Below are 21,970 nucleotides of genomic sequence, written 5' to 3'. Positions count from 1 at the left end.
TGTCGATCAGGATCAGGCAGGTCGCGAAACAGGTGGCACACCAGACCTTGGGCGTGCCACCCGATGGCGAACATCGTGGCTTAGTCGATCAGCAACCGCGCCTCGTGCTTCTTCAGGGTGCGGCGTGCCGAGGCATAGGCATTCCGGCCTTCCATCTGCTCCAGCTCGGGGAACAGTTCCATGATTTCGGCCCGCTGGGCATTGCCGATACCCTTGAGGCTGTAGTCACCGGGCTGGAAGCTTTCGCTCCAGGCGCCGTCGGACAGGACCACTTCGTGCTGTTCGAACATGAAGTGGATATAGGTCGTCTGGCTGGCCGTGACCGACACGATCCCCTTGTTGTCGACCAGGTGCTTGGCGGCAGCCAGGACTTCGCGTTCCTCGAAATAGAGGGCGGTCTTGTCGTTGGCCACCAGGACGCGGTGGTTCGGCGATACCAGCATGTCACGTTCCGGCAGACCGTGACCAAGGGCACCGGCACGGATCAGCACGGGTTGCAGATGGGTGCTGGCTGCAAGCGTGGTCGTGTCCATCTCCTTGGCGCCGACCCAGGCGATTTCCTGGATGCCGTTGTCGCGGGTGATGACCCGGTCGCCGGCCCGCAGGCTTTCGACCGGACGCTCGCCCTTGGGGGTCGCGATCAAGGTGCCGGGGGTGAAGCAGGGGATGATCTTCTCGATGTTCTCGAAGTCGATCTTGCCCACTTCGTTGCCGCTGGCGTCGAAATAGACCACCGAACCGTCGATGCCGTTGCCGTCGCTGTCGGTGACGGTGTCCTGGAACTCGAACCGGGTCGCACCGGCCGTCGCGGCAACCGAGCCGCGCAGATCCATCGTGTCGTCATCTTCGCTGTCCGGCCCGAACCCGGCGCCCCCGAACACGACGTCACCGCCGTTCAGATCGGTGAAGGTATCGGCATCGTCTGCGCCTTCCAGGGTATCGTTCCCGGCACCACCGGAGATGGTGTCTTCGCCATCGTTGCCCTGGATCGAGTCGTCGCCGTCATCGCCGGCCAGAAGGTCATCGCCGGCACCGCCGCTGATCGTGTCGTCGCCGTCACCACCGGTCACGGTGTCGGTGCCGAAGCCACCCGAGATCAGGTCATCGCCGATTCCACCGTCGATGATGTCGTTACCGGCACCCCCGAGGATGGTGTCCTCACCGTGACCACCGGTCAGGCTGTCGTCGTCCCGGCCGCCATCGATGCTGTCGTTGTCGACACCGCCGTCGATCGTGTCGTTGCCGGCACCACCCAACAGCGTATCGTCATCGTCCTCGCCGAAGATCACGTCGTTTCCGGCGCCGCCATCGATCAGGTCACGGCCGTTGTCCGGCACGGGATCGGTGTCGTCGGTTTCCTCGCCTGCGAAACCGGGGATCGGTTCGGGACCGAAGCCGCCATAGATGGTGTCGTTGCCGGCACCGCCCATGATCGTGTCGGACCCGTGCGAGCCGATGAGCGTGTCGTCACCGGCGCCGCCGTCAACTTCGTCATCGTCGATACCGGCGTTGATGAAATCGTTGCCCGAACCGCCAAGGATCGTGTCGCGGTCGTCGCCGGTGCGGATGACGTCATCGCCCGCGCCGCCGTCGACGAAATCGCGACCGTCTTCCTGGTTCGGATCAGACTGGCCAGGCAGGTTGTTGGGATCGTCGCCGACATAGTCGGACAGCGTGTCGATACCGGCAATGATCGTGTCGTTTCCGGTGCCGCCATAGATCGTGTCGGCGCCCTGGATGTCGTCGATGTAATCGTTGCCACCGCCGCCATAGACCAGGTCATCGTCGATGCCTGCGAAAATGCTGTCGTCGCCATCGCCGCCGTTGATCGTGTCGCGGTCGTCGCCGGTGCGGATCGTGTCGTTGCCCGCACCACCGTCAACCGAATCGCGGTCATCGTCGGGGTTGGCATCGGGTTCGAGGATGCCGGGGATCGTGACGACCGGATCGTCGATGGCCGGATCGCTGCCCGACACGTCGATCAGGTCATCGCCCGCGCCGCCGATTGCCGTGTCCGAACCGCTGCTGTCGTTCAGGGTGTCGTCACCGACACCGCCATCCAGGATGTCGTCGCCCGCGCCGCCTTCGACGCTGTCATTGCCCAGCATCGCGCGCACCGTGTCGTCGCCGTCGCCGGCCTCGACGATATCGTCGTTGCTGCCGGGGTTCGGACCGAGGATGGCGTCGTTGTTGTCGATGCGGTCGCCATCGGGATCACCGGTATAAGCGCCATCGATCAGATCGTCGCCCGGCGTGCCCGAGACGATGCCGTCAGGGCCACCCGGCGGCGGCGGCGGCAGCGGCCCACCACCGAGAATGTTCTCGATCTCGGTGAAGTTGACGATCGTGCCGTCGTCCAGCGTCGCGGTGCCGGTCAGACCGCCGCCCGCAGCGGGATCACTGTTGGTATAGGTGATCTGCGCGTCCGGATCGCTGACCAGCCCGCGCAGATCCAGCGTATCGCCGTTGGTTTCGCCGTCCTCGCCACCGGCGATGTCGATGACGCCGCTCGAACCGGGCTGGGCACCGGCAAGCTGATCGGGGGCAATGGTGAACGTGTCGTCGCCCGACCCGCCGCGAACGGTGTCATCCACGCCGGTCGTGATCGCGTCGTTGCCGGCGCCGCCGTCGAACACGTTGACGCCGTCGCCGCCGGTCAGGGTATCGTCGAAGTCGGACCCGATGATCCCTTCGACGCTGTCATTGATCGAATCGTTGCCGGCCGCCCCGCCGGACAGCTCGTTGGTGCCCAGGTTGACGTTCACCGCGCCGGTCGAGCCGGAATAGTCGATCGTGTCCAGGCCGGTATTTCCGAAGAAGCTGTCGGCGCCGTCGCCCGCGATGAACACGTCATCCCCGGCACCGCCTTCGAGAAAGTTGAGACCCTCGTCGCCCTGCAGCGTATCGTTGCCTTCGTTGCCGCGCAGAACGTCACTGCCCGCGCCACCGAAGATCAGGTCATCGCCTTCCTGGCCATAGGCATCATCATCGCCTTCACCGGCATAGATGGTGTCGTTGCCGAGGCCCGCCTTGATCAGGTCGTCGTTCGGTCCCGCACCGGGCGCGATGGCGTCGTTGTTGTCGACGCGGTCGCCTTCGGGGTCGTCGGTGTAATTCTCGTCGATCAGATCGTTCAGGTCTTCATTCTGATCGCCGGAGATCAATCCGTTCAGCCCACCGGGCGTAGGTGTAGGGTTATTCGATGACATATTCCGGCTCCATCTCAGTTGGACGCACCGCACCATGGCCGGTGCGTCGTCGAGAAATTTCAAGAATGCCAAGCCGGTCAGGCGCAGGTCATCCCATTGTGGCCGCTCCGTTCAGAAGCGTATAAATGAAACGCCGAAGCGGCAGCCGCTTCCAGCAGACACTCATTCGGTCAGGCGTCGGAGATTCTCCGGTGCCGAACCTGGTCGTCCCCCAACGACACTCGAACCCAGTTCGTGCAATCAATCTAACCGGTGTCGCGCCGGGACCAAACGAAAATTGTTCGAAAACTGGCAGGATATGCTGGGTGACGACCGGGTCGGGGCATCCGGCGCAAAGGGCGGGGCGAAGGATCGTTGCTGAACCGGAAACGCGCGTTCTGACAATCCCCGCCATTTCGCGTGTATTTTAACGAAATCATACCTTTCAGACGAAATCGCCACCTGCTTTGTTTGCAGAGTGGAAACCGGAAGCCGTCCGATCCTGCCTATCGCAGCCTATGGCGCCCGCCACGATATGGTCGCATTTCGGAGCGGGTTCGTTCACCAATGCACCAAACACGGCCGCATTGCCGCCGGATCCTGAACGATCGGCTCGAATCAACATCGCGGCGAAAGTCAGGCGAGTGCAGCAGGTTTGCAAAATATGTCCGGTGTGCCGTTATCGCCGACCGGCCTGCCATGGCGAGTGCGGGATCAATGCCCAAGGCGACGTGTCTGGCGCTTGAATGGTACCCGAGGCCGGACTCGAACCGGCACGCCTTGCGGCGGGGGATTTTGAATCCCCTGCGTCTACCATTCCGCCACTCGGGCCCGGGCACATCGGCCGGACGCCGGAACCCTTACTGCGATCCGAGACGGGGGAAAAGCGAAAAAAGCACGCTCAGAGCCGGTTGGCGCCAAAGGTGTCGCAGGCGTCGATGCTGCCCCCGCGGTAACCGGCGGCGAACCACCGCTGGCGCTGGTCCGAGGTGCCGTGGGTAAACGTCTCGGGGCGCGGCGCCCGCCCCGACCCGCGTTGCAGCGCATCGTCGCCGATCCGCGCGGCGGCGTTCATCGCCTCGTCTATGTCGCCGGGTTCGAGCGTGCCGAACCGGTCATCGGCGCGCGCGGCCCACAACCCGGCGAAACAATCGGCCTGAAGCTCGATCCGAACCGAGATCGCATTCGACGTCTCGGTATCGGCGTTCTGACGCATCGTGTTGGCCTGACCGAGGATCCCCAGTTCATTCTGCACATGGTGCGCGACCTCGTGCGCCACGACGTAAGCCGCGGCGAAATCGCCGCCGGCGCCCAGTTGCCGCGCCATCGTGGTGAAGAACGCGGTGTCCAGATATACCTTTTCATCGCCGGGACAGTAGAAGGGACCGGTGGCGCCCGAGGCGCCGCCACAGGGGCTCTGCGTGACGCCCTTGAACAGCACCAGCGTTGTCGGGACATAGGTTTCGCCCAATTGCTGGCGAAAGACGTCGGCCCAGACCTCTTCGGTATCGGCCAGGGTGACGGACACGAATTCACCCACCTGTTCATCCTCGGCGGTGATCTGGGTCTGGCCGCCACCGCCGCCCTGCTGAAGCAAGGGGGTAACATCGATGCCGAAGAAATAGCCAATGGCAAGCACGGCGATCAGGCCCACGCCCCCGATCCCCCCGACGGCGCCGCCCGACATGCCACGGCGGTCCTCGATATTGCGGCTGGTGCGCCGGCCTCTCCACTGCATCGCTTTCCCCATCGGTTGCGCCCAATCAGCGGGCCGGTGCACGAAATGACAATGCGCCCGGCCCCTGCCGGTTCCCGATCACGCAAAGGCGCGTTGACCCGGCAGCGGGAAAATGATCGAAGAAGTGGCCCTGCCGGAAGAACCCATGATCAGACAACTGTATGACAAGACAATCGCGCTGGCCGAATCGCGCCATGCGCTCTGGGCCCTGGCGGCTGTCGCCTTTCTGGAAAGCTCGGTCTTTCCGATCCCGCCCGACGTTCTGATGATCCCGATGATCCTGGCCGCGCCGCGCCGGGCCTGGCTGATCGCCGGGGTTGCACTGGTCGCCTCGGTTTTGGGCGGTCTGCTGGGCTATTGGATCGGTGCGCAGGTGTTCGAGACGGTGGGCCGTCCGGTGCTGGAGTTTTATGGCAAGGACGCATATTTCGAGGACTTCAGCGCCCGTTACAACGATTTCGGCGCCTGGGCGGTGCTGATCGCGGGAGTCACGCCCTTCCCCTACAAGGTGATCACGATCCTGTCGGGCAGCACCGGGCTGTCGCTGCCGGTGTTCGTCGTGGCCAGCATCGCCGCGCGCGCGTTGCGGTTTTTCCTGGTCGCGGCGCTGTTGTGGAAGTTCGGCCCGCCGATCCGCGATTTCATCGAACGGCGGCTGGGCATGCTGTTCGTCCTGTTTGTCGTGGCGCTTGTCGGCGGCTTTTACGTCGTGAGGTATCTATGATGCATTTCAACCGCCGGTCGTTGATCCTGTGCGCCGCCGCTGGATCGTTCCTGCTGTTGCTGGGGGCCTTCGTTTTCCAGGCGCTGGGTTATCCGCCCTGCGCGATGTGCCTTTGGCAGCGCTGGCCCCATGCGGCCGCGGTGGCCTTTGGCGCGATCGGGTTCTTCTGGCCGGCACGGGTGGTCGCCGCGGGCGGTGCCCTGGCGGCGTTCATCACCGGGGCGATCGGCGTGTTTCACGCAGGTGTCGAGCTGAAGCTGTGGCAGGGCCCGACCTCGTGCACCGGCACCGGTGGCGGGCTGTCGGGTCTGTCGGGTGCCGACCTGCTGGACCCGACGGCGGCGCCGGCCCTTGTCATGTGCGACCAGGTGGCGTGGAGCCTGCTGGGCGTTTCCATGGCCGGCTGGAACGCGATCCTGTCGTTCGCGCTTGTGGCGGTCTGGGTGGTGGCGCTGCGGCGCGACTAGCGTTTTGGGCCTGCTGCGGGATTCGAGTATTTACGGCAAGAAAAAACCCGACGAAGCGCTGTTTAAGTGCGGCGGGTGGTCAGAAGCAGGTTCGTCTCGCTTGATATGATGCCGTCGAATTCGCGGATGTCGAACAAGGTCCGGTCCAGCTCCTCAAGGGTTTGCGCCGAGAGTTCGACGATCAGATCCCATTTGCCGTTGGTGGAATGGACCGCCGTGACCGGGGCAAGACCGTGCAGGCGGTGGATCAGCCGACGTGTGCCCGCACCCTCGATCCCCAGCATCATCAGACCGCGCACGGGCGCCAGGGCAGCATCGGCGCGGGTGATCACGCTGAACCCCTGAATCTCGCCGGTCGTGCGCATCCGGTCGATCCGGGTGCGCACGGTCGCGCGCGATATTCCCAACCGCGCCGCCAGATCGGAGAGCGGTGCGCGAGCGTCGCGGCGCAAGGCGGCCAGGATCTTCTGATCGGTGTCGTCCATATCGGCGATACTGGGCTCCGTTTCGGCCAATGTCACGCTAAAGCGGTCAGATATGCATGTTCAACCTGACGCATATTGGCGGGATAAGATCGGGACATTTGAAACCGGAGAATAACATGACCGACGTGACCCTGATCGGCGCCCCAGTGGATTGCGGCAAGGCGCGGCGCGGCTGTCTGATGGGGCCGGATGCGTTCCGCGTGGCCGGATTGGCCGAGGCGCTGCGCGATCTGGGGCACCGTGTCACCGATTCGGGCAACGTGGTTCCGGGCGCGCCTAGTGATCATCCCGACGCCCCCGCCCACCTGATCGCGCTCGGTGAAACGGTGGCCTGGACCCGCGCGCTGCACGATGCCGCACGTCAGGCCATGGTGTCATCGATGCCGGTGTTCATGGGGGGCGATCATGCGCTGGCGGCCGGAACCGTCACCGGCGTCGCGGCCCATGCCGCCGACATCGGCCGGCCGCAGTTCGTTCTGTGGCTGGACGCGCACACCGATTTCCACACGCCGCTGTCCACCACCAGCGGCAACCTGCACGGCACACCGCTTGCCTATGCCTGCGGACGCGCCGGGTTCGACATGTTTCCGCCCGTGCCCGCCCCGGTGTCCGAGGAAAACGTCGCGCTGCTGGGCATCCGGTCGGTCGATCCGGCGGAACATGCCGCGTTGGTGGACAGCCCCGTGTCGCTGCACGACATGCGCGAGATCGACGAGACCGGCTTTGCCGCGCCCCTGCGCGCCTTTCTGCAAAGGGTCGAGGCGGCGAACGGGATGCTGCACGTCTCGCTCGACGTGGATTTCCTGGACCCGTCCATCGCGCCCGCGGTGGGTACCACCGTGCCCGGGGGCGCCACCTTCCGCGAGGCGCATCTGGTGATGGAGATGCTGCACGAAAGCCGCCGGGTCACATCGCTGGACCTGGTCGAGCTGAACCCGTTCCTGGACGAGCGCGGCAAGACGGCGGCCCTGATGGTCGATCTGGTCGGCTCGCTCATGGGGCGGCGGGTGTTCGACCGTCCGACCCGCGCCCACGTCTGACCTGCCCAAACCCCGGAGAACCGCCATGTCCGCGAAACCGTCCGATCTTGCCTATGTCCCCTTCGTTTCTGTGCACAACATGATGCGCCTGATCCACCGGATCGGCATCGACGAGATGCTGTGCGGCATCGCCGCCGAGATCGAGGCCGATTTCCTGCGTTGGGAAGCGTTCGACAAGACGCCGCGCGTCGCGTCCCATTCCGCCGACGGTGTGATCGAGCTGATGCCGACGTCCGACGGCGATGTCTACGGGTTCAAATATGTGAACGGCCACCCCAAGAACACGCGCACGGGGTTGCAGACCGTCACCGCCTTCGGCCTGCTGGCCCGGGTCGACACCGGCTATCCCGTGTTGTTGTCGGAAATGACGATCCTCACGGCCTTGCGGACGGCGGCGATGAGCGCGCTTGCCGCGAAACACCTGGCCCCGAAAGGCGCCCGGACCATGGCGATGATCGGCAATGGCGCGCAATGCGAATTCCAGGCGCTGGCGTTCCGTGCGATCTGCGGCATCGATGCGGTGCGCCTGTTCGATATCGACCGGGCCGCCACCGACAAGGCGATGGCGAACCTTGCGGACAGCGGCCTGACCCTGACCGCTTGCGACAGCCCCGAGGCCGCGATCGAAGGCGCCGACATCATCACGACCTGCACCGCCGACAAGCAATATGCCACGATCCTCGGTGACAACATGGTCGGCGCCGGCGTCCACATCAACGCCATCGGCGGCGATTGTCCGGGCAAGACGGAACTGCACCGCGATATCCTGCTGCGGTCCGGGATCTTCGTCGAATACCCGCCGCAAACGCGGGTGGAGGGCGAGATTCAGGCGTTGGACCCCGACCACCCGGTCACCGAACTATGGCAGGTGATGGCGGGCAGCGCGCCGGGGCGCACGTCACGCGACCAGATCACGCTTTTCGATTCGGTCGGCTTCGCGATCGAGGATTTCTCGGCCCTGCGCTACGTTCGCGCACGGCTGGACGACACCGGCCTGTTCGAGAGGCTGGACATGATCGCCGATCCCGACGACGCGCGTGACCTGTTCGGCATGGTGCAACGGGCGCGTCAAGGTTTGGCGGGCGGGATCGAATAGGTCAGGGATGCGCGCGCGACGGGTGCGTCGTGTCCTTCGGAAAAGACCAGCACATCGCCGACGGCCAGGACCCGCCCCAGCTTGAGGATCCGCGCCTCGGCGATCAGGGGGGTTGCAGCGGCGGGCTTGCGCATGAAATCGATGGAACAGCTGGTGGTCACGCTCAGCGCCCGGGGGCCGATATGGCTGAGGATGGCCAGATACACCGCCACGTCGGCCAGCGCGAACATCGTCGGGCCCGACACCGTTCCGCCGGGGCGCAGGTGTTGATCGCTGACGGTCATGCGCAGTTTCAACTGCGCCGCCGTGGCCGAAACAACCCGGAAATCGCGGGACACCTGGGCAAATTCGCGGTCCAGAAACGCATTCAGTGCAGCGGTGTCCATTTGCAGCGTCATGCTTTCTCCTCGGGCGACATCGCGCTAGGGTCGCCGAAACCGAAGGAGAGGGCAAGATGGCGATACTCGAACGCAAGGACCGGGGGGCGATCGCCCACCTGACGATGAACACGCCGGCCAACCTGAATGCGCTGTCCGACGCCATGCTGGCCGAACTGACCGCGGCGTTCGCGGCACTGGAAACGGATCGGGCGATCCGCGTCGTGGTGATTGCGGGCGCAGGCAAGGCGTTCTGCGCCGGGCACGACCTGAAAGAAATGACCCGGGCCCGCGCCGCGCCCGACGGCGGGGCCGCGGCCTTTGCGGATCTTTTCGCACGATGTTCGGCAATGATGCAGGCGATCCCCCGCCTGCCCCAACCGGTGATCGCGCAGGTGCATGGCATCGCCACCGCCGCCGGATGCCAGCTGGTCGCCAGTTGCGATCTGGCCATCGCGGCCGACGACACCCGTTTCGGCGTCAATGGGGTCAACATCGGCCTGTTCTGCTCGACCCCCATGGTGGCCCTGTCGCGCAACATCCCGCGCAAACAGGCGTTCGAGATGCTGACCACCGGCGATTTCATCACAGCCGACCGCGCGGCGGACCTTGGCCTGATCAACCGCGCCGTGCCCTCGGCGGATCTTGCGCAAGAGACGGCAGACCTCGCCGATCGGATCGCCGCCAAACTGGGGACCGCGGTGCGGATCGGCAAGCGCGCGTTCTACGAGCAGTTGAACATGGATCTGGCGGCAGCCTATGCGCATACCGGTGCGGTAATGGTCGAGAACATGCTGCGCGACGACACCGCCGATGGCATCGCCGCCTTTCTGGCCAAGCGGCCCCCGGCCTGGAACCAGTGAGCGCGACGTCGCCCACTTGCGCCGCCTGATGCCACAGGAGCCTCCGGCGGGAGTAGTTCCGGCAAGAAAAAGCCACGACGCCGCGCTTTTTCTTGCTCCAAATACTCAATCCCGAAGGATCGGCGGGCGCAACGTCAGCCCATGGCGCGCAGCCGCTGGATCAGGGCCGATGTATCCCAGCGCCCACCGCCCATCTTCTGGACGTCCTTGTAGAACTGGTCGACCAGTGCCGTCACGGGAAGCGAGGCGCCGTTTTCGTCGGCGGTGGTCAGGCAGATGCCCAAGTCCTTGCGCATCCAGTCGACGGCAAAGCCATGTTCGAACTTGTCGTCCAGCATGGTTTCGTGCCGGTTCGCCATCTGCCACGATCCGGCGGCGCCCTGCGAGATGACCTCGACCACCGCGCGCCCGTCAAGACCGGCCTTCTCGGCAAAGTGCAGCGCTTCGGACAGGCCCTGCACCAATCCCGCGATGGCGATCTGGTTGCACATCTTCGTCATCTGGCCGGCGCCCGAATCGCCGATGCGACGGCACAGCTTGGCATAGGTGTTCATCACCGGCTCGGCCCGTGCATAGGCATCCGGGTCGCCGCCGCACATGATGGACAACTGGCCGTTCTCGGCCCCCGCCTGACCGCCTGAAATCGGCGCATCGACGAAGGCGATACCGTCGGCCTTGGCGGCCTCATACAGCTCACGCGTGACGGCGGCGGACACGGTCGTGTGATCGACGAAGGTCGCGCCCTTTTCCATCCCCGCGAATGCGCCCTCGTCGCCGGTGCAGACCGCGCGCAGGTCGTCGTCGTTGCCGACGCAGGCCATCACGAATTCGGCACCTTCGGCGGCCGCCTTCGGGGTCGCCGCGTGACTGCCGCCGTTCGCCTTTGCCCAGGCTTCGGCCTTTGACGTAGTCCGGTTATAGACCGTCACGTCGTGCCCGGCCTTCGCAAGGTGCGCGGCCATCGGGGCGCCCATGACGCCCAACCCCAGAAATGCCAGCTTCGCCACCGCTTTCCTCCCTCTGTCAAATAGCTTAACTCCTGTCTAACCGAATACCCCCTCCGGTCAACCGAGGTTCCATGGCCTTCTATTTCCGCTGGCTCCTGCGTTTTTTCGTCGGGATCGTCGTGCTTCTGATCGGGTCGCTGACCGTGATCTACTGGTTCACGGGCCGCTCGATCCCGGATTACGATGCGCGGATCGAAACCCCCGATATCTCGGCCCCGGTCGAGATCGTGCGCGATCACGCAGACGTGCCGCATGTCTTCGGCAAGACCGATGCCGATGTCTTTTTCGGCCTCGGCTTCGCCCATGCCCAGGACCGCCTGTGGCAGATGACGATGTTGCGGCGCACGGCGCAGGGGCGTCTGTCGGAACTGTTCGGCCAGCGCACCGCCAAGATCGACGATCTGCTGCGCCGCCTGGATCTCTATAACCTCGCGGTGCAATCGGTCGAGAACCAGACACCCGAGACCAAGATCGCGCTGCGCGCCTATGCGGCCGGGGTGAACGCCTGGCTGCGCGAGGTCAACACCGGCGCACGGGGGCGTGGCGCGCCCGAATTCTTCCTGTTCTCGCCCGAGATCGCGCCCTGGCAGCCGGCCGACAGCATTGCCATCGTCAAGCTGATGGCCCTGCAGCTGTCGTCGCACCTGCAATCCGAGGTCTTGCGCGCGCGCGTCTCGCTTCTGCTGGAAAGCGATCGCGTGCGCGATATCCTGCCCGACACGCCGGGATCGGGCATTGCGGCGCTGCCGGAATATGCCGGCCTGTTTCCGGGGGCCGACCTGCCGCGTTACGCCGATGTCACCCCGCCCCTGAACGATCCGCTGTCGCCAGTGCGCGAGAGGGCCCTGGCCGGCGCCTCGAACGCCTGGGCCGCAGCGCCGTCGCGCTCCGCCTCGGGCGGCACCCTTCTGGCGAGCGATCCGCACCTGGCCTTCAGCGCGCCGTCGATCTGGTATCTGGCGCGGCTGGAATTGCGCACCGGCGGGGTGATCGGCGGCACCATTCCGGGTGTGCCGGCCATCCTGCTGGGCCGGTCGCAACGCATGGGGTGGGGCATCACGTCGGCCTATGTCGACGATCAGGATGTCTATATCGAGAAGCTGAACCCCGATAATCCCGAAGAGGTGCTGACCCCCGAAGGCTACAAGAAGCTGACGACGCGCACGTCGATCCTGCGCATCAAGGATGCCGACCCCGTCACGCTGACCCTGCGCTGGTCGGACAACGGCCCGATCCTGCCCGCCTCGCAATACGATCTGGGGGCCATCACCCCGCCGGGGCATGTGGCGTCGTTGGCTTGGACCGCGCTGTCGCCCAACGACACGTCGATTTCGGCCGCGATGGATCTGATGCAGGCGGGATCGGTGGCCGAGGCGCTGGCCGCGGGCGAGAAGTTCATCGCACCGGCCCAGAACCTGACCCTGGCCGATCAGAACGGCATCGCGATGAAGACCATCGGCGCGATGCCCTTGCGCGACGTGGCCCATCAATCGCAGGGGCGCCTGCCGACACCGGGCTGGCTGTCTGAAAACCGCTGGCAGGGGCGCCTGCCCTATACCGCCAACCCCGAGTTCGTCGATCCCGCGGGCGGCATTCTGGGCAACACCAACAACAAGACGGTCGATCGTCCATTCCCGCTGCATGTGTCGTTCAATTGGGGCGATACCGAGCGGATCAAGCGCTGGAACCGCCTGATGCAGAGCCGCGAGGTCCACACCCGCGAAAGTTTCATCGAGGCGCAACTGGACACCGTATCACCGACCGCGCGCACGCTGTTGCCGCTGGTGGCCAGCGATTTGTGGTTCACCGGCGATCCGGCCCCCGAGGGCACGCCCGAACGGTTGCGTCAGCGCGCGCTGAAGCTGCTGGCCGACTGGAACGGCGAGATGAACGAACATCTGCCCGAACCCCTGATCTATGCCGCATGGATGCGCGCCCTGCAGGACCGCCTGATCCGTGACGAGCTGGGCCCGCTCAGCCGCGAGTTCAGCCATATCGACCCGGTGTTCATCGAACGGGTGTTCCGCAATACCGACGGCGCGGCGGTCTGGTGCGACGTGCTGCAATCGGCGCCGGTCGAAACCTGCCCCGACGTGGCGCGCCAATCGCTGGACGAGGCGCTGATCTGGATATCCGAGAAATACGGCACCGCGCTCGAATCCCTGCGCTGGGGCGACGCCCACCAGGCGACACAGGATCATGCCGTCCTGGGAGATCAGCCGTTCGTGAACTGGTTCGTCAACATCCGCCAGTCGACCAGCGGCGGCGACAACACCCTGCGCCGCGGGCTGAGCCGTGGCACCGGGCCCGATCCGTTCCAGAACGTGGCCGGCGCGGGCTATCGCGGGGTGTATGACTTTGCCGATCCCGACAGTTCCGTCTTCATCATCTCGACCGGGCAGTCGGGGCATCCCCTGTCGCGCCACTATGACGACCTGGGCGAGCTGTGGCGGCGCGGCGAATACATCCAGATGACGCTGGACCCCGAATTGGCGCGGGGCGCTTCGGTCGGGATCACGACGCTGGTGCCCGCACCCTAGCGATCGGGCGGCGTCCAGTCTTTCTCGACCTCGGCATTGCGCCGCCGCAACCGCAGGGCCAGGCCGACGGAAACGCCGACGCCGATGGCCACCGTCAGGTCGGCAAAGACCGTCAGAACCAGCGTCAGGATCAACAGAACGCGGTCCGACATCCGCGTCTGCATATAGCCGCGCCACTTGTGCGGCTCGCTCATGTTCCAGGCGGTCAGGATCAGCAGCCCGGCAAGGGCCGGCATGGCAAGATAGCCCGCCAGGGGGGCCGCCAGAAGCATCACCAGCAGGATCGTCAGTGCATGGATGATGCCGGCCACCGGCGTCTTGCCCCCGGCGCGCACGTTGGTTGCCGTGCGCGCGATGGCCCCCGTGGCCGGAAGGCCGCCGAACAGGGCCGATCCGATATTGGCGAACCCCTGGGCAAGAACCTCGGCGTTGGGCCGATGTTGGCCGCCGATCATCCGGTCGGACACCATCGCCGACAACAGCGATTCAATGCTGGCCAGGAACGCGATCACAAGGGCCGACGGCAAAAGCTCGACGATGCGCGCGATGCTGATATCGGGAATCGCGGGCATCGGCAGGGTGTTCGGCAAGGCGCCGAAGCGCGAAAAGATCGTATCGACCGGCAGGGCCGTCAGCGCAACGATGGCCGAGGTCACGCCGACCGCCACGATCAGCCCCGGAAACCGGGGGGCAAGGCGGCGCAGACCCACGATCAGCGCCATCGTCACCAGCCCGATGCCCAAGGCGACCAGATTCAGGCTGTCACGGGCCGCGAAAAGCGCCTGCATCTTCGCAACGAATTCGGCGGGCACCTGGGCGATCGACAGCCCGAACAGGTCTTTCAACTGGCTGGTGGCGATGATGACGCCGATGCCGATGGTAAAGCCGTTGATCACCGGTTCCGGCACATAGGCGACAAGGCTTCCCGCCCGCAGGACTCCGGCGATCAGCATGATCAGCCCGGCCATGAGGGTCGCAAGGACCAAGCCGTCATAGCCGTGCTCGGCGATCACCCCGAAGACGACGACGATGAACGCGCCCGTCGGCCCGCCGATCTGCACCCGGCTGCCCCCGAGCAGCGAGATCAGGAACCCCGCGACGATGGCGGTCACCAGCCCCTTTTCCGGCCCCGCGCCCGAGGCGATGGCGATCGCAAGGCTCAGCGGCAATGCCACCATGGCCACGGTCACACCGGCGACAAGATCGCTGGTAAACTGCGGGCCGTCATAGGTTTTCAGCGTGGTGATGATCTTGGGCTTCATGGGGGAACCTCGCCCCTGGAACCAGGGGATCCGACGATTTGGGGTTGGGGCGGCGATGAAATGATCGCCCGCCCCTTCAGTTAGATCAACACGCCGGGCACCACAACGGGCCGGGGGCCCTAGCGGTTGGCGCGCGCCAGCAACGCCACCGCCGCCAGCCCGACCAGCATCACCAGCAAGGCGGCCGGCGCCGCTTCGCCGATCCGCTCGAGCGAGGCTTGCTCATGCACCCGTGTCGCCAGGGTGTTGTAGTTGAACGGGCGCAGCAACAGCGTGGCGGGCAATTCCTTGACGCAATCGACAAACACCAGAAGCAGCGCGGTGCCGACCGATCCGCGGATCAGCGGAATATAGATGGCCGTCAACGTGCCCCCCGCCGTGCGCCCCAGCGCGCGGGCCGCCATCGGCAGGCTGGGCGACACGCGCCCCATGGCCGCATCGGCGGCGCCCTGGGCGATGGCGAAGAACCGCACGACATAGGCCAGCACGATCGCGGTCGCCGATCCGGTCAGGATCAGGCCGGGGTCGGTGCCGCTGATTGCGGTCCAGGCGTCGGCCAGGGTGTTGTCGAACCACGCCAGCGGGATCAGAAGGCCCAGCCCCAGAACCGCACCCGGCGCGGCATAGCCGATGGTCGTGACCGGCAACATCAGCCGTGGCAGCGCCCGCCCGGTCAGGCGCACGCCGTAAACCAGGAACAACCCCAGCGTAACCGTCAGCACCGCGGCGATCCCGCCCGTGGCAACGGTGTTCCACAGCGCGCGCAGCAGCCCCTGTTCAAACCAGCGGTCGGGCTTGGACAAGGCATGGGCGGTAATGACGCAGACGGGCAGCACGAAACCGATGGCGAACGGCAGGGTGCAGACCGCCGTCGCCGTCCAGGCCCGCCAGCCGCCCAGGCCGATCCGCTCGACCCCGCGCTGACGGCGCGACAGTTGATGAAACCGGGCGCGGCGGCGCGAGAATTTCTCTAGCGCAACCAACCCCAGCACCAGCGCCAGGATCACACAGGCGATCTGGGCCGCGCCCCCGGCATTGCCGGTCTCGAGCCAGACGGTGAAGATGCCGGTCGTCAGGGTCTGAACGGCGAAATACTCGACAACGCCGAAATCGTTCACCGTCTCCATCATCACGATGGCAATGCCCGCCGCAACGGCCGGCCGCGTCAGGGGCAGGCCGACCCTCCAGAACAGACCGACCGGGCCGGTTCCCAGGGCGCGCGCCACCTCATAGACACAGCCCGACTGCTCGCGCAAGCCGGCACGTGCCAGGATGTAGACATAAGGGTAAAGCGCGGCGGCCAGCACCACGATGGCGCCCCCGCGCGAGCGGATCAGCGGAAACCAGTAATCGCGCGAATCCGTCCATCCGAAAACGCCGCGCAACGCGGTTTGCACCGGCCCCGCGTAATCCAGGAAATCGACCAGCGCATAGGCCACCACATAGGCCGGGATGGCCAGCGGCAGCAACAAAAGCCATTCCAGCCAGCGCACACCGGGAAAGCGGTACATCACCACCAGCCACGCGGTCAGCGTCCCGGTCACCCCGGCCAGAACCCCGACCGCCGACATCAGGATCACCGTGTTGCCGAAATAGCGCGGCAGCGTCGTGGCCACGAGGTGCGGCCAGATGTTCTCGGTCGGATGAAAGGCCAGCCACAGCACCGCCATCAGCGGCAACAGGACCAGCGCCGCAATCACGATGGCGCCCAGCGACCATGGATCGACCCGCGGAAGACGGAAGGACGGCACCGGACCCTGAGTGTTTTCATCAGTCATTCTCGCGCCATATCCAAAAGCACCTTGCCTGTCCAGAAAGCTCGGATAGAACCGAAGGGGAAGCAATGAAGAGTGACGGTCATGGATGTCGCGATCCATCTAGGCGCGCATTGCACGGATGCTAGCCGGTTGCGCAAGACGCTGATGCGCAACCGCGCGGAATTGTCGGGCCTCGGCGTCGTGGTGCCCGACGCCAAGGACTATCGCGATGTGCTGCGCACCGTGATGAACCGCCTGCGCGGCGACCCCGGTGACGATGCGACCCGCGATGTCCTGCTGGAAGCCATGGGCGCGGACGAGACGACGGAACGCCTGGTGCTGTCGAATGCCAATTTCATCTCGATGGTGTCGATGGCAGTGGAATACGGCCAGATCTATCCGAAGATCGCCAAGGCCGCGTGGCTGCGAAACCTGTTCCCCGACAGCCCGGTGGCGTTCTTCATCTCGGTGCGCAACCCGGCCACCTTCCTGCCCGCCGTGTTCGAGGAAGCCGGGCGTCCCGAGGCCGAGTTCCCGGCCTTCCTGACCCGCGCCGAACCTCAGATCCTGCGCTGGTCCGACACGATCGCGGCCCTGCGCGAGGCCTGTCCCGATTGCCCGGTAACGGTGTGGTGCCACGAGGACACGCCGTTGTTCTGGCCCGAGATCATCCACCGCGTCGCGGGCGTGCGTGGCGAAATGCCGCTGAAGGGAATGTTCGACATGTTGCGCCCGGTGATGACCGGCGAGGGCATGAACCGGCTGCGCGTCTATACACGGGCCCATCCGCCGGCCACCGAGAAGGCCCGCCGCCAGGTGATGACCGCCTTTCTCGACAAGTTCGCTCACCCCGACGCGATCGAGGAAGAACGCAGCCTGCCCGGCTGGTCCGCCGACCTGGTTCAGCGGCTGAGCACGCTTTACGAGGCGGACCTTGGCGCCATCGCGGCCCTGCCCGGCGTCACCCTCCTGCCCGACTGAGCCGTTCGCCGGCGGCTCAGGTCATCCCCAGGGCTTCCAGATACATCTCGAGAACCGCTTCCTCCTCGGCGATGTCGTCCTTGTCGCGTTTGCGCATGGCGATGATCTTGCGCATCACCTTGGTGTCATAGCCGCGCCCCTTGGCCTCGGCCATCACCTCTTTCTGCGCTTCGGCGATGTCCTTCTTTTCCTGCTCCAGCCGCTCGAAACGCTCGATGAACTGGCGCAATTCGTCCGCCGTCACACGGTAATTCGAATCGGCGGGCGTGGCTTCGGGGCCGAAATCGGGGGCTGCGTTGGTCGACGTGTCGCTCATGTTCGGTTCCTTCGTACTGGGATCGGGGTCTTCCCTAGCGACGCTCCGGGCCTGTCGCAAGTCCCGTCGGATTGCGCCCCGCCCCCCGATCCGCTAGGGCTGCGGGATGAAGCGAGGGGGCGAGGAATGGACGCTTTGATCTACACCGGTGCGGCGCTGTCGCTGGGCGGCCTTTTCGCCCTGTTCTGGTGCATCGTATCGGCGATCCGGGCCCGCCGCGCCAGGCTGGACGACGACGCGCTGCGCGCGCGTCTGCAAAAGCTGGTGGTGCTGAACCTTGGTGCGCTGTTCGCGTCGATCCTGGGGCTGATGCTGATCGTGGTCGGTATCTTCCTCGGCTGACGGGCGTCAGGGACGCATGTCGGTGAACCCACGACCCTGCTTGATCAGATCGCTGAACAGGGGCGATGGCGTCACGTTGTCGCCGCTCAGCGCCAGATCACGCTCGACAGCGATCAGGCCGGCCTGATCCGCCGCCCTCATCGGCCCGCCACGCAGACGGGGAAACCCGATCGCCCCGACGGCGGCGACGTCCACGTCGCCCGCGCGCAGCACCGTGGCGTCGGCGATCATCCGCGCCCCCTCATCCGCCAAGGCGGCAAGGCAGGCGCGCTGGATGCTGTCGTCGTCGAACGTCCGCCGCGTGATCCCCTTCCCGTCGGCCAGGGCGTCCATGACGCTGCGCGACTGTGCATCATCGCCGGTGGGCTGTCCGTCGGTCCAGGCAAACAACCCGGCCCCTTCGTCCCGTCCGCTCAGCCCCGCTTCGACCAGCGCGTCGAGCAACGACAGCCCGCCATCGGTCGGTGCCCCCTGACCCGACACCGCGCGGCGACGTGCCAGAACACGGTCGAGGCCTTCGACGTCCATGGCAAAACAGGGCGATGCGCGATACCCCCAGGCCATCAGCGCCTCGTCGATGGTTTCGGCATCGGCGCCCGCGATCATCAAGGCCTCGATCTTGCGCTCAAGCGCGGTTTGCAGCCGATGGGCGATATATCCCGCGTGATCGGCACAGCGCACGATCTGCACGTCCAGCCGCCGGGCCAGCGCCAACGCCGTGGCGACGGCATCGGCGGTGACATCGGGGGGCAAGGCCAGCTCGATCAACGCGACCTTGCGCGAGGGTCCGGCGACATGCAGCCCCACGACCTGCCCCGCCCGACCCGCCGCAACGCCCAGGGGCATGGCCCCCACGGTCGCGCCTGCGGTGGCCAGCAGCGCACCGGGCGGCGCCAGCAGACCGATCGCCCGCCAGAGTTCGGTCTTCAAGGCGGCCGAATCCACCGCCGCCTCCCAGACGGCATCGACGTGGGCCAGATCCTCGAACGTCGCCTCGGGGGTCAGGCGCGCAAGGGTCGCGTCGCGGGCTTGGTCGCTGATGGCGCCTTCGGCCACACGGGCGTCACAGGTTCCCAGCACGCGATCAAGCACCGCTGCCCGCCCTGCGGGATCCAGTTCGACCAAAAACGTCTCGATCCCGGCATCAAGGCACGCCAACACCAGATCGGCGGCAACCCGGGTCGCGCCGACGACGGCGATCCGTGCGATGGGGCGGACGGTGCCGCCCGCGGCCTCGGGAACGTCCCATGCCTCCGCCCTTGCGCGCTCCAGCCACGACAGCGCGCGCGCCTCGTTCGTGGCGGCACATTCGTCGAAGGCCGAACGTTCCATCTCGAGCCCGCTTTCAAACGGCAGAAGCATCGCCGCCTCGACACATTCGACACTGCGCCGCGCGCCGCCCGGCAGCGGCGCCGCGTCCAACCGCTCGCGGGCGTCCGCCACGCCCGCCATGAAGGCCGCGGGATCGGCCAGGCCGTCGGTGCGTGCGCCGGTGGGGTGTGCCGGCGGAGATTCGGCGGCCAGATCCAGCGCAGCGGCGACGGGATCGTTGTCGGTCAGATCCGCAAAGCCGACCGGCGCCGGGTGATCGGCCCCGTCCAGCAGGATGGCGAACGTCGCCATCGACCCGCACAGCCGTGGCAGGCGCTGGCTTGCCCCCGCGCGCGGCGGCAAGCCGAACTGAAGCCCCGGCAGGGCAACCGACAGATCCGGCGTGACGATCCGGTAATGAGCGGCCAGTGCCAGTTCGAACATGTCGCCCCGGCACGCGCCCGACAGCGCGGCGATCACCGGCTTTTCGGCGGCCTCGATCCGGTCCGTCATCGTGCGCAGCGGTGCGGGGTCCGGTGCCATCGGGCCGCTTGCCGCGCAGTCCAGAACCACCGCGCGACAGTCCGGATCCGCCAGCGCGCCATCGATGGCGTCGTCCAGGTCGCGCAGCATCCGCTCGGCGGCGACGGGCGTCTCGGGCGCCCCGATACGTAGCAGGCGCACGCCCCCCGACGTCTGTTCCGCAACGATGGTCATTTGGCCTCCTCCCACATCGGATCGGGGTCATCATCGTCATAACCGCCCCCGATACCAGAGAAAAAGCCGTTTGCGCCGGCTGAAAGACGCGATCGCCGGCCTGTGCGGGGCGCGTGCCGCGCGTCGTTGCAGGCCCGCCCGCAGCGGTGGCGGTCGACAATGGTGCGCGACAAGCAAAGCGCGTCGATGGTCGGAACCGGGCGCGGGGATCGGTGGATTCCCCAACCGGCACCGATCGCGCGGGGATGTGCGTGGCGCTGGATTCGGCGCGCGGAACCGGATAATCAGCAGCCATGGACATGAACGCCCTCACCCCCGCCTACACCGTTTCGGGACAGATCACGCCCGATGACATTCCCACCCTGAAAGAGGCGGGATTCACCGCCGTCATCTGCAACCGGCCGGATGACGAGGTCACGCCCGACGAAGATCACGCGGCGATCCGCGCCGCGGCCGAGGCGGCCGGACTGACGTTCGTCTATAACCCGGTGGTCAACGGCGCCCTGCACGCCGGGAACATTCGCGCGCAGGGCGATGCCATCGCCGCCGCGTCGGGCCCGGTTTTTGCCTATTGCCGGTCGGGCATGCGGTCCAGTGTTGTCTGGGCACTGAGCCAGGCACCGCATACCCCCGCTGACGACCTGATCGCCGCCGCGCGACAGGCCGGTTATGCGCTGGACGGATTGCGCCCGCAGATCGAGGCGGCCGCCAAGGCGTGAGACGCGGTTGCGTCCTGCGCAACCACACCCGGCCGCGCGGGATGAGCAGGCGGTCGCGGGCCAAGTTACATGCCGCGCGGTCATTCGGGCAGCACGGACAAGGCCGGCGGGTCCGGATCCTGCAACAGCACCGCCTTCATGCCGCCGCTCTGACCCAACCGCCCGCGTGCGGTGGCCTGGCCGGTGCAGCCGGTCATGACCACCTGTGACAAGGCCTTGGGGTTCAACATCAGCAGGTCGCCGGGCGCCAGACGGGCGACGGCGTCGACCGGCATCGTGAGTCGGGCCAGCACCGCCGTCAGGGTCACCGTGCTGGCCAGCACCGACCGCTCCAGCCCATCCGCCCATTCGGGACCCGAGTCTTCGGCGCTTTCCGGGTCCGGTGCGCGCGGCAAGGGCAGGATGAACCGCATCCGGCCCGTCCTTTCGCCATCGCCAAGCCGCAAGACGATTTCGGTCAGGACGTGGGGTTCGTCGGGCAAGGCCAGCGCCAGCGCCTCGGGGCCCGACGGCAGCGTGGCAAACCGCAGGGCGGCGGCGCTTTCGGCCCCGTTCAGCCCTTCGGCGCGCGCCTCGAACTCGGAAAGGACCAGATCAAGGGGGTCGGCCGCCATGGCAGCGTCGGTGCGTGTCACCGGACGCGGGGCCGCCGTGCGCGACAACACCCGCCCCATCGTCTGTGATTCGATCATCGCGGCCAGAACCTGGGCATCCAGAACCGCCGCGCCGAAGCCCGCCGTGCCTTCCAGAAGAACGGCCAGATCCCCGGCTTCGATCTGTGAGACGATATCGGCGGCGGGCAACGGCGCCGTTCGATAGGACGTGACCGTGCAGGTCAGGTCGATGGCGCGCGACAGGCCGCGCACGATGCCCAACCGCCACGCCCGTTCCAGCGTCATTTCATCAACGTCCGGCGTCGGCGGGGGGCGTTCCCCCATCATGCGTCGCAACACGCCGGGATCGGTCCGTCCCTCCTTGCCCGTTGAATCCATTCCTGCCGACCTTCCGACTGCCTTGCGTCAGGTGTGCCCCGGAAAGGT

Annotated in this window: 19 protein-coding genes and 1 tRNA gene; 9 read left to right on the top strand and 11 right to left on the bottom strand. The window is 66.3% G+C overall.

Annotated features, from left to right (window positions below; genetic code table 11):
• Positions 1-80: 80 nt before the first annotated feature.
• The 3 genes from CFP68_RS00655 to ypfJ form a co-directional block, all read right to left on the bottom strand.
• Positions 81-3,209 carry a Hint domain-containing protein gene (locus CFP68_RS00655; protein ID WP_099823396.1) on the bottom strand — a complete coding sequence of 1,043 codons (3,129 nt, stop codon included), beginning with the start codon at positions 3,207-3,209 and terminating at the stop codon, positions 81-83.
• A gap of 726 nt (positions 3,210-3,935) precedes the next feature.
• Positions 3,936-4,019 (bottom strand) — tRNA-Leu (locus CFP68_RS00650).
• A gap of 70 nt (positions 4,020-4,089) precedes the next feature.
• Entirely contained in the window at positions 4,090-4,926 is an 837-nt protein-coding gene (ypfJ, locus tag CFP68_RS00645; protein WP_099824140.1) for a KPN_02809 family neutral zinc metallopeptidase, read from the bottom strand.
• 145 nt (positions 4,927-5,071) lie between these two features.
• Here ypfJ and CFP68_RS00640 point away from each other — a divergent pair, with 145 nt between their 5' ends.
• The gene (locus CFP68_RS00640; RefSeq protein ID WP_099824138.1) at positions 5,072-5,650 is read left to right on the top strand and encodes a YqaA family protein; all 579 of its coding nucleotides are present in this window, start codon (positions 5,072-5,074) and stop codon (positions 5,648-5,650) included.
• Entirely contained in the window at positions 5,647-6,117 is a 471-nt protein-coding gene (locus CFP68_RS00635) for a disulfide bond formation protein B (RefSeq protein WP_241523899.1), read from the top strand. The genes CFP68_RS00640 and CFP68_RS00635 overlap by 4 nt, the downstream gene beginning before the upstream one ends.
• Before the next feature lie 62 nt (positions 6,118-6,179).
• On the opposite strand, the gene CFP68_RS00630 is transcribed toward CFP68_RS00635, so the two are convergent.
• Entirely contained in the window at positions 6,180-6,602 is a 423-nt protein-coding gene (locus tag CFP68_RS00630; protein ID WP_099823394.1) for an Lrp/AsnC family transcriptional regulator, read from the bottom strand.
• A gap of 116 nt (positions 6,603-6,718) precedes the next feature.
• On the opposite strand from CFP68_RS00630, the gene rocF reads away from it, so the two are divergent.
• Positions 6,719-7,642 carry an arginase gene (gene rocF, locus CFP68_RS00625; RefSeq protein ID WP_099824134.1) on the top strand — a complete coding sequence of 308 codons (924 nt, stop codon included), beginning with the start codon at positions 6,719-6,721 and terminating at the stop codon, positions 7,640-7,642.
• A gap of 25 nt (positions 7,643-7,667) precedes the next feature.
• Entirely contained in the window at positions 7,668-8,738 is a 1,071-nt protein-coding gene (locus tag CFP68_RS00620) for an ornithine cyclodeaminase (protein WP_099823392.1), read from the top strand.
• Here the strand turns inward: CFP68_RS00620 and CFP68_RS00615 are convergent.
• Positions 8,711-9,136 carry a PaaI family thioesterase gene (locus tag CFP68_RS00615; protein ID WP_099823390.1) on the bottom strand — a complete coding sequence of 142 codons (426 nt, stop codon included), beginning with the start codon at positions 9,134-9,136 and terminating at the stop codon, positions 8,711-8,713. The genes CFP68_RS00620 and CFP68_RS00615 overlap by 28 nt on opposite strands.
• Positions 9,137-9,192: 56 nt before the next feature.
• Here CFP68_RS00615 and CFP68_RS00610 point away from each other — a divergent pair, with 56 nt between their 5' ends.
• Positions 9,193-9,978, top strand: a complete 786-nt coding sequence (locus CFP68_RS00610; protein ID WP_099823387.1) for an enoyl-CoA hydratase — start codon at positions 9,193-9,195, stop codon at positions 9,976-9,978.
• Between the two features lie 134 nt (positions 9,979-10,112).
• On the opposite strand, the gene CFP68_RS00605 is transcribed toward CFP68_RS00610, so the two are convergent.
• On the bottom strand, positions 10,113-10,985 hold the full coding sequence (locus tag CFP68_RS00605; protein ID WP_099823385.1) for an NAD(P)-dependent oxidoreductase: 873 nt from the start codon (positions 10,983-10,985) through the stop codon (positions 10,113-10,115).
• Positions 10,986-11,056: 71 nt separating this feature from the next.
• Between CFP68_RS00605 and CFP68_RS00600 the strand changes: the two genes are divergently transcribed.
• Complete coding sequence (locus CFP68_RS00600) at positions 11,057-13,525, top strand: penicillin acylase family protein (protein ID WP_099823383.1); 2,469 nt, start codon at positions 11,057-11,059, stop codon at positions 13,523-13,525.
• On the opposite strand, the gene CFP68_RS00595 is transcribed toward CFP68_RS00600, so the two are convergent.
• Complete coding sequence (locus CFP68_RS00595; protein ID WP_099823381.1) at positions 13,522-14,787, bottom strand: SulP family inorganic anion transporter; 1,266 nt, start codon at positions 14,785-14,787, stop codon at positions 13,522-13,524. The two genes, CFP68_RS00600 and CFP68_RS00595, sit on opposite strands and share 4 nt — an antisense overlap.
• Positions 14,788-14,906: 119 nt before the next feature.
• The gene (locus CFP68_RS00590; RefSeq protein WP_099823378.1) at positions 14,907-16,565 is read right to left on the bottom strand and encodes an ABC transporter permease; all 1,659 of its coding nucleotides are present in this window, start codon (positions 16,563-16,565) and stop codon (positions 14,907-14,909) included.
• Positions 16,566-16,646: 81 nt separating this feature from the next.
• Between CFP68_RS00590 and CFP68_RS00585 the strand changes: the two genes are divergently transcribed.
• Complete coding sequence (locus tag CFP68_RS00585) at positions 16,647-17,525, top strand: PD-(D/E)XK nuclease family protein (RefSeq protein ID WP_145953370.1); 879 nt, start codon at positions 16,647-16,649, stop codon at positions 17,523-17,525.
• A 16-nt stretch (positions 17,526-17,541) separates the two neighbouring features.
• On the opposite strand, the gene CFP68_RS00580 is transcribed toward CFP68_RS00585, so the two are convergent.
• Positions 17,542-17,841, bottom strand: coding sequence for a DUF2312 domain-containing protein (locus CFP68_RS00580; protein WP_099823374.1), 300 nt, complete (start codon positions 17,839-17,841; stop codon positions 17,542-17,544).
• A 126-nt stretch (positions 17,842-17,967) separates the two neighbouring features.
• On the opposite strand from CFP68_RS00580, the gene CFP68_RS00575 reads away from it, so the two are divergent.
• Positions 17,968-18,183: a hypothetical protein gene (locus CFP68_RS00575; protein ID WP_099823372.1), complete on the top strand. Its 216-nt coding sequence runs from the start codon at positions 17,968-17,970 to the stop codon at positions 18,181-18,183.
• Between the two features lie 6 nt (positions 18,184-18,189).
• Here CFP68_RS00575 and CFP68_RS00570 read toward each other — a convergent pair whose 3' ends face one another.
• Positions 18,190-20,211, bottom strand: a complete 2,022-nt coding sequence (locus CFP68_RS00570; protein WP_099823370.1) for a 3-hydroxyacyl-CoA dehydrogenase NAD-binding domain-containing protein — start codon at positions 20,209-20,211, stop codon at positions 18,190-18,192.
• Positions 20,212-20,510: 299 nt separating this feature from the next.
• On the opposite strand from CFP68_RS00570, the gene CFP68_RS00565 reads away from it, so the two are divergent.
• Positions 20,511-20,930, top strand: a complete 420-nt coding sequence (locus CFP68_RS00565; protein ID WP_338152792.1) for a protein tyrosine phosphatase family protein — start codon at positions 20,511-20,513, stop codon at positions 20,928-20,930.
• An 80-nt stretch (positions 20,931-21,010) separates the two neighbouring features.
• On the opposite strand, the gene CFP68_RS00560 is transcribed toward CFP68_RS00565, so the two are convergent.
• A complete protein-coding gene (locus tag CFP68_RS00560) occupies positions 21,011-21,922 on the bottom strand; it encodes a FliM/FliN family flagellar motor switch protein (protein ID WP_099823365.1) in 912 nt (303 codons plus the stop codon).
• Positions 21,923-21,970: the final 48 nt, after the last annotated feature.

This window comes from Oceaniglobus indicus, from assembly GCF_002751875.1.
GTDB lineage: Bacteria > Pseudomonadota > Alphaproteobacteria > Rhodobacterales > Rhodobacteraceae > Oceaniglobus > Oceaniglobus indicus.
Note: the sequence above shows the minus strand (reverse complement) of the source record. Positions and strands in the feature narration are given on the sequence as shown.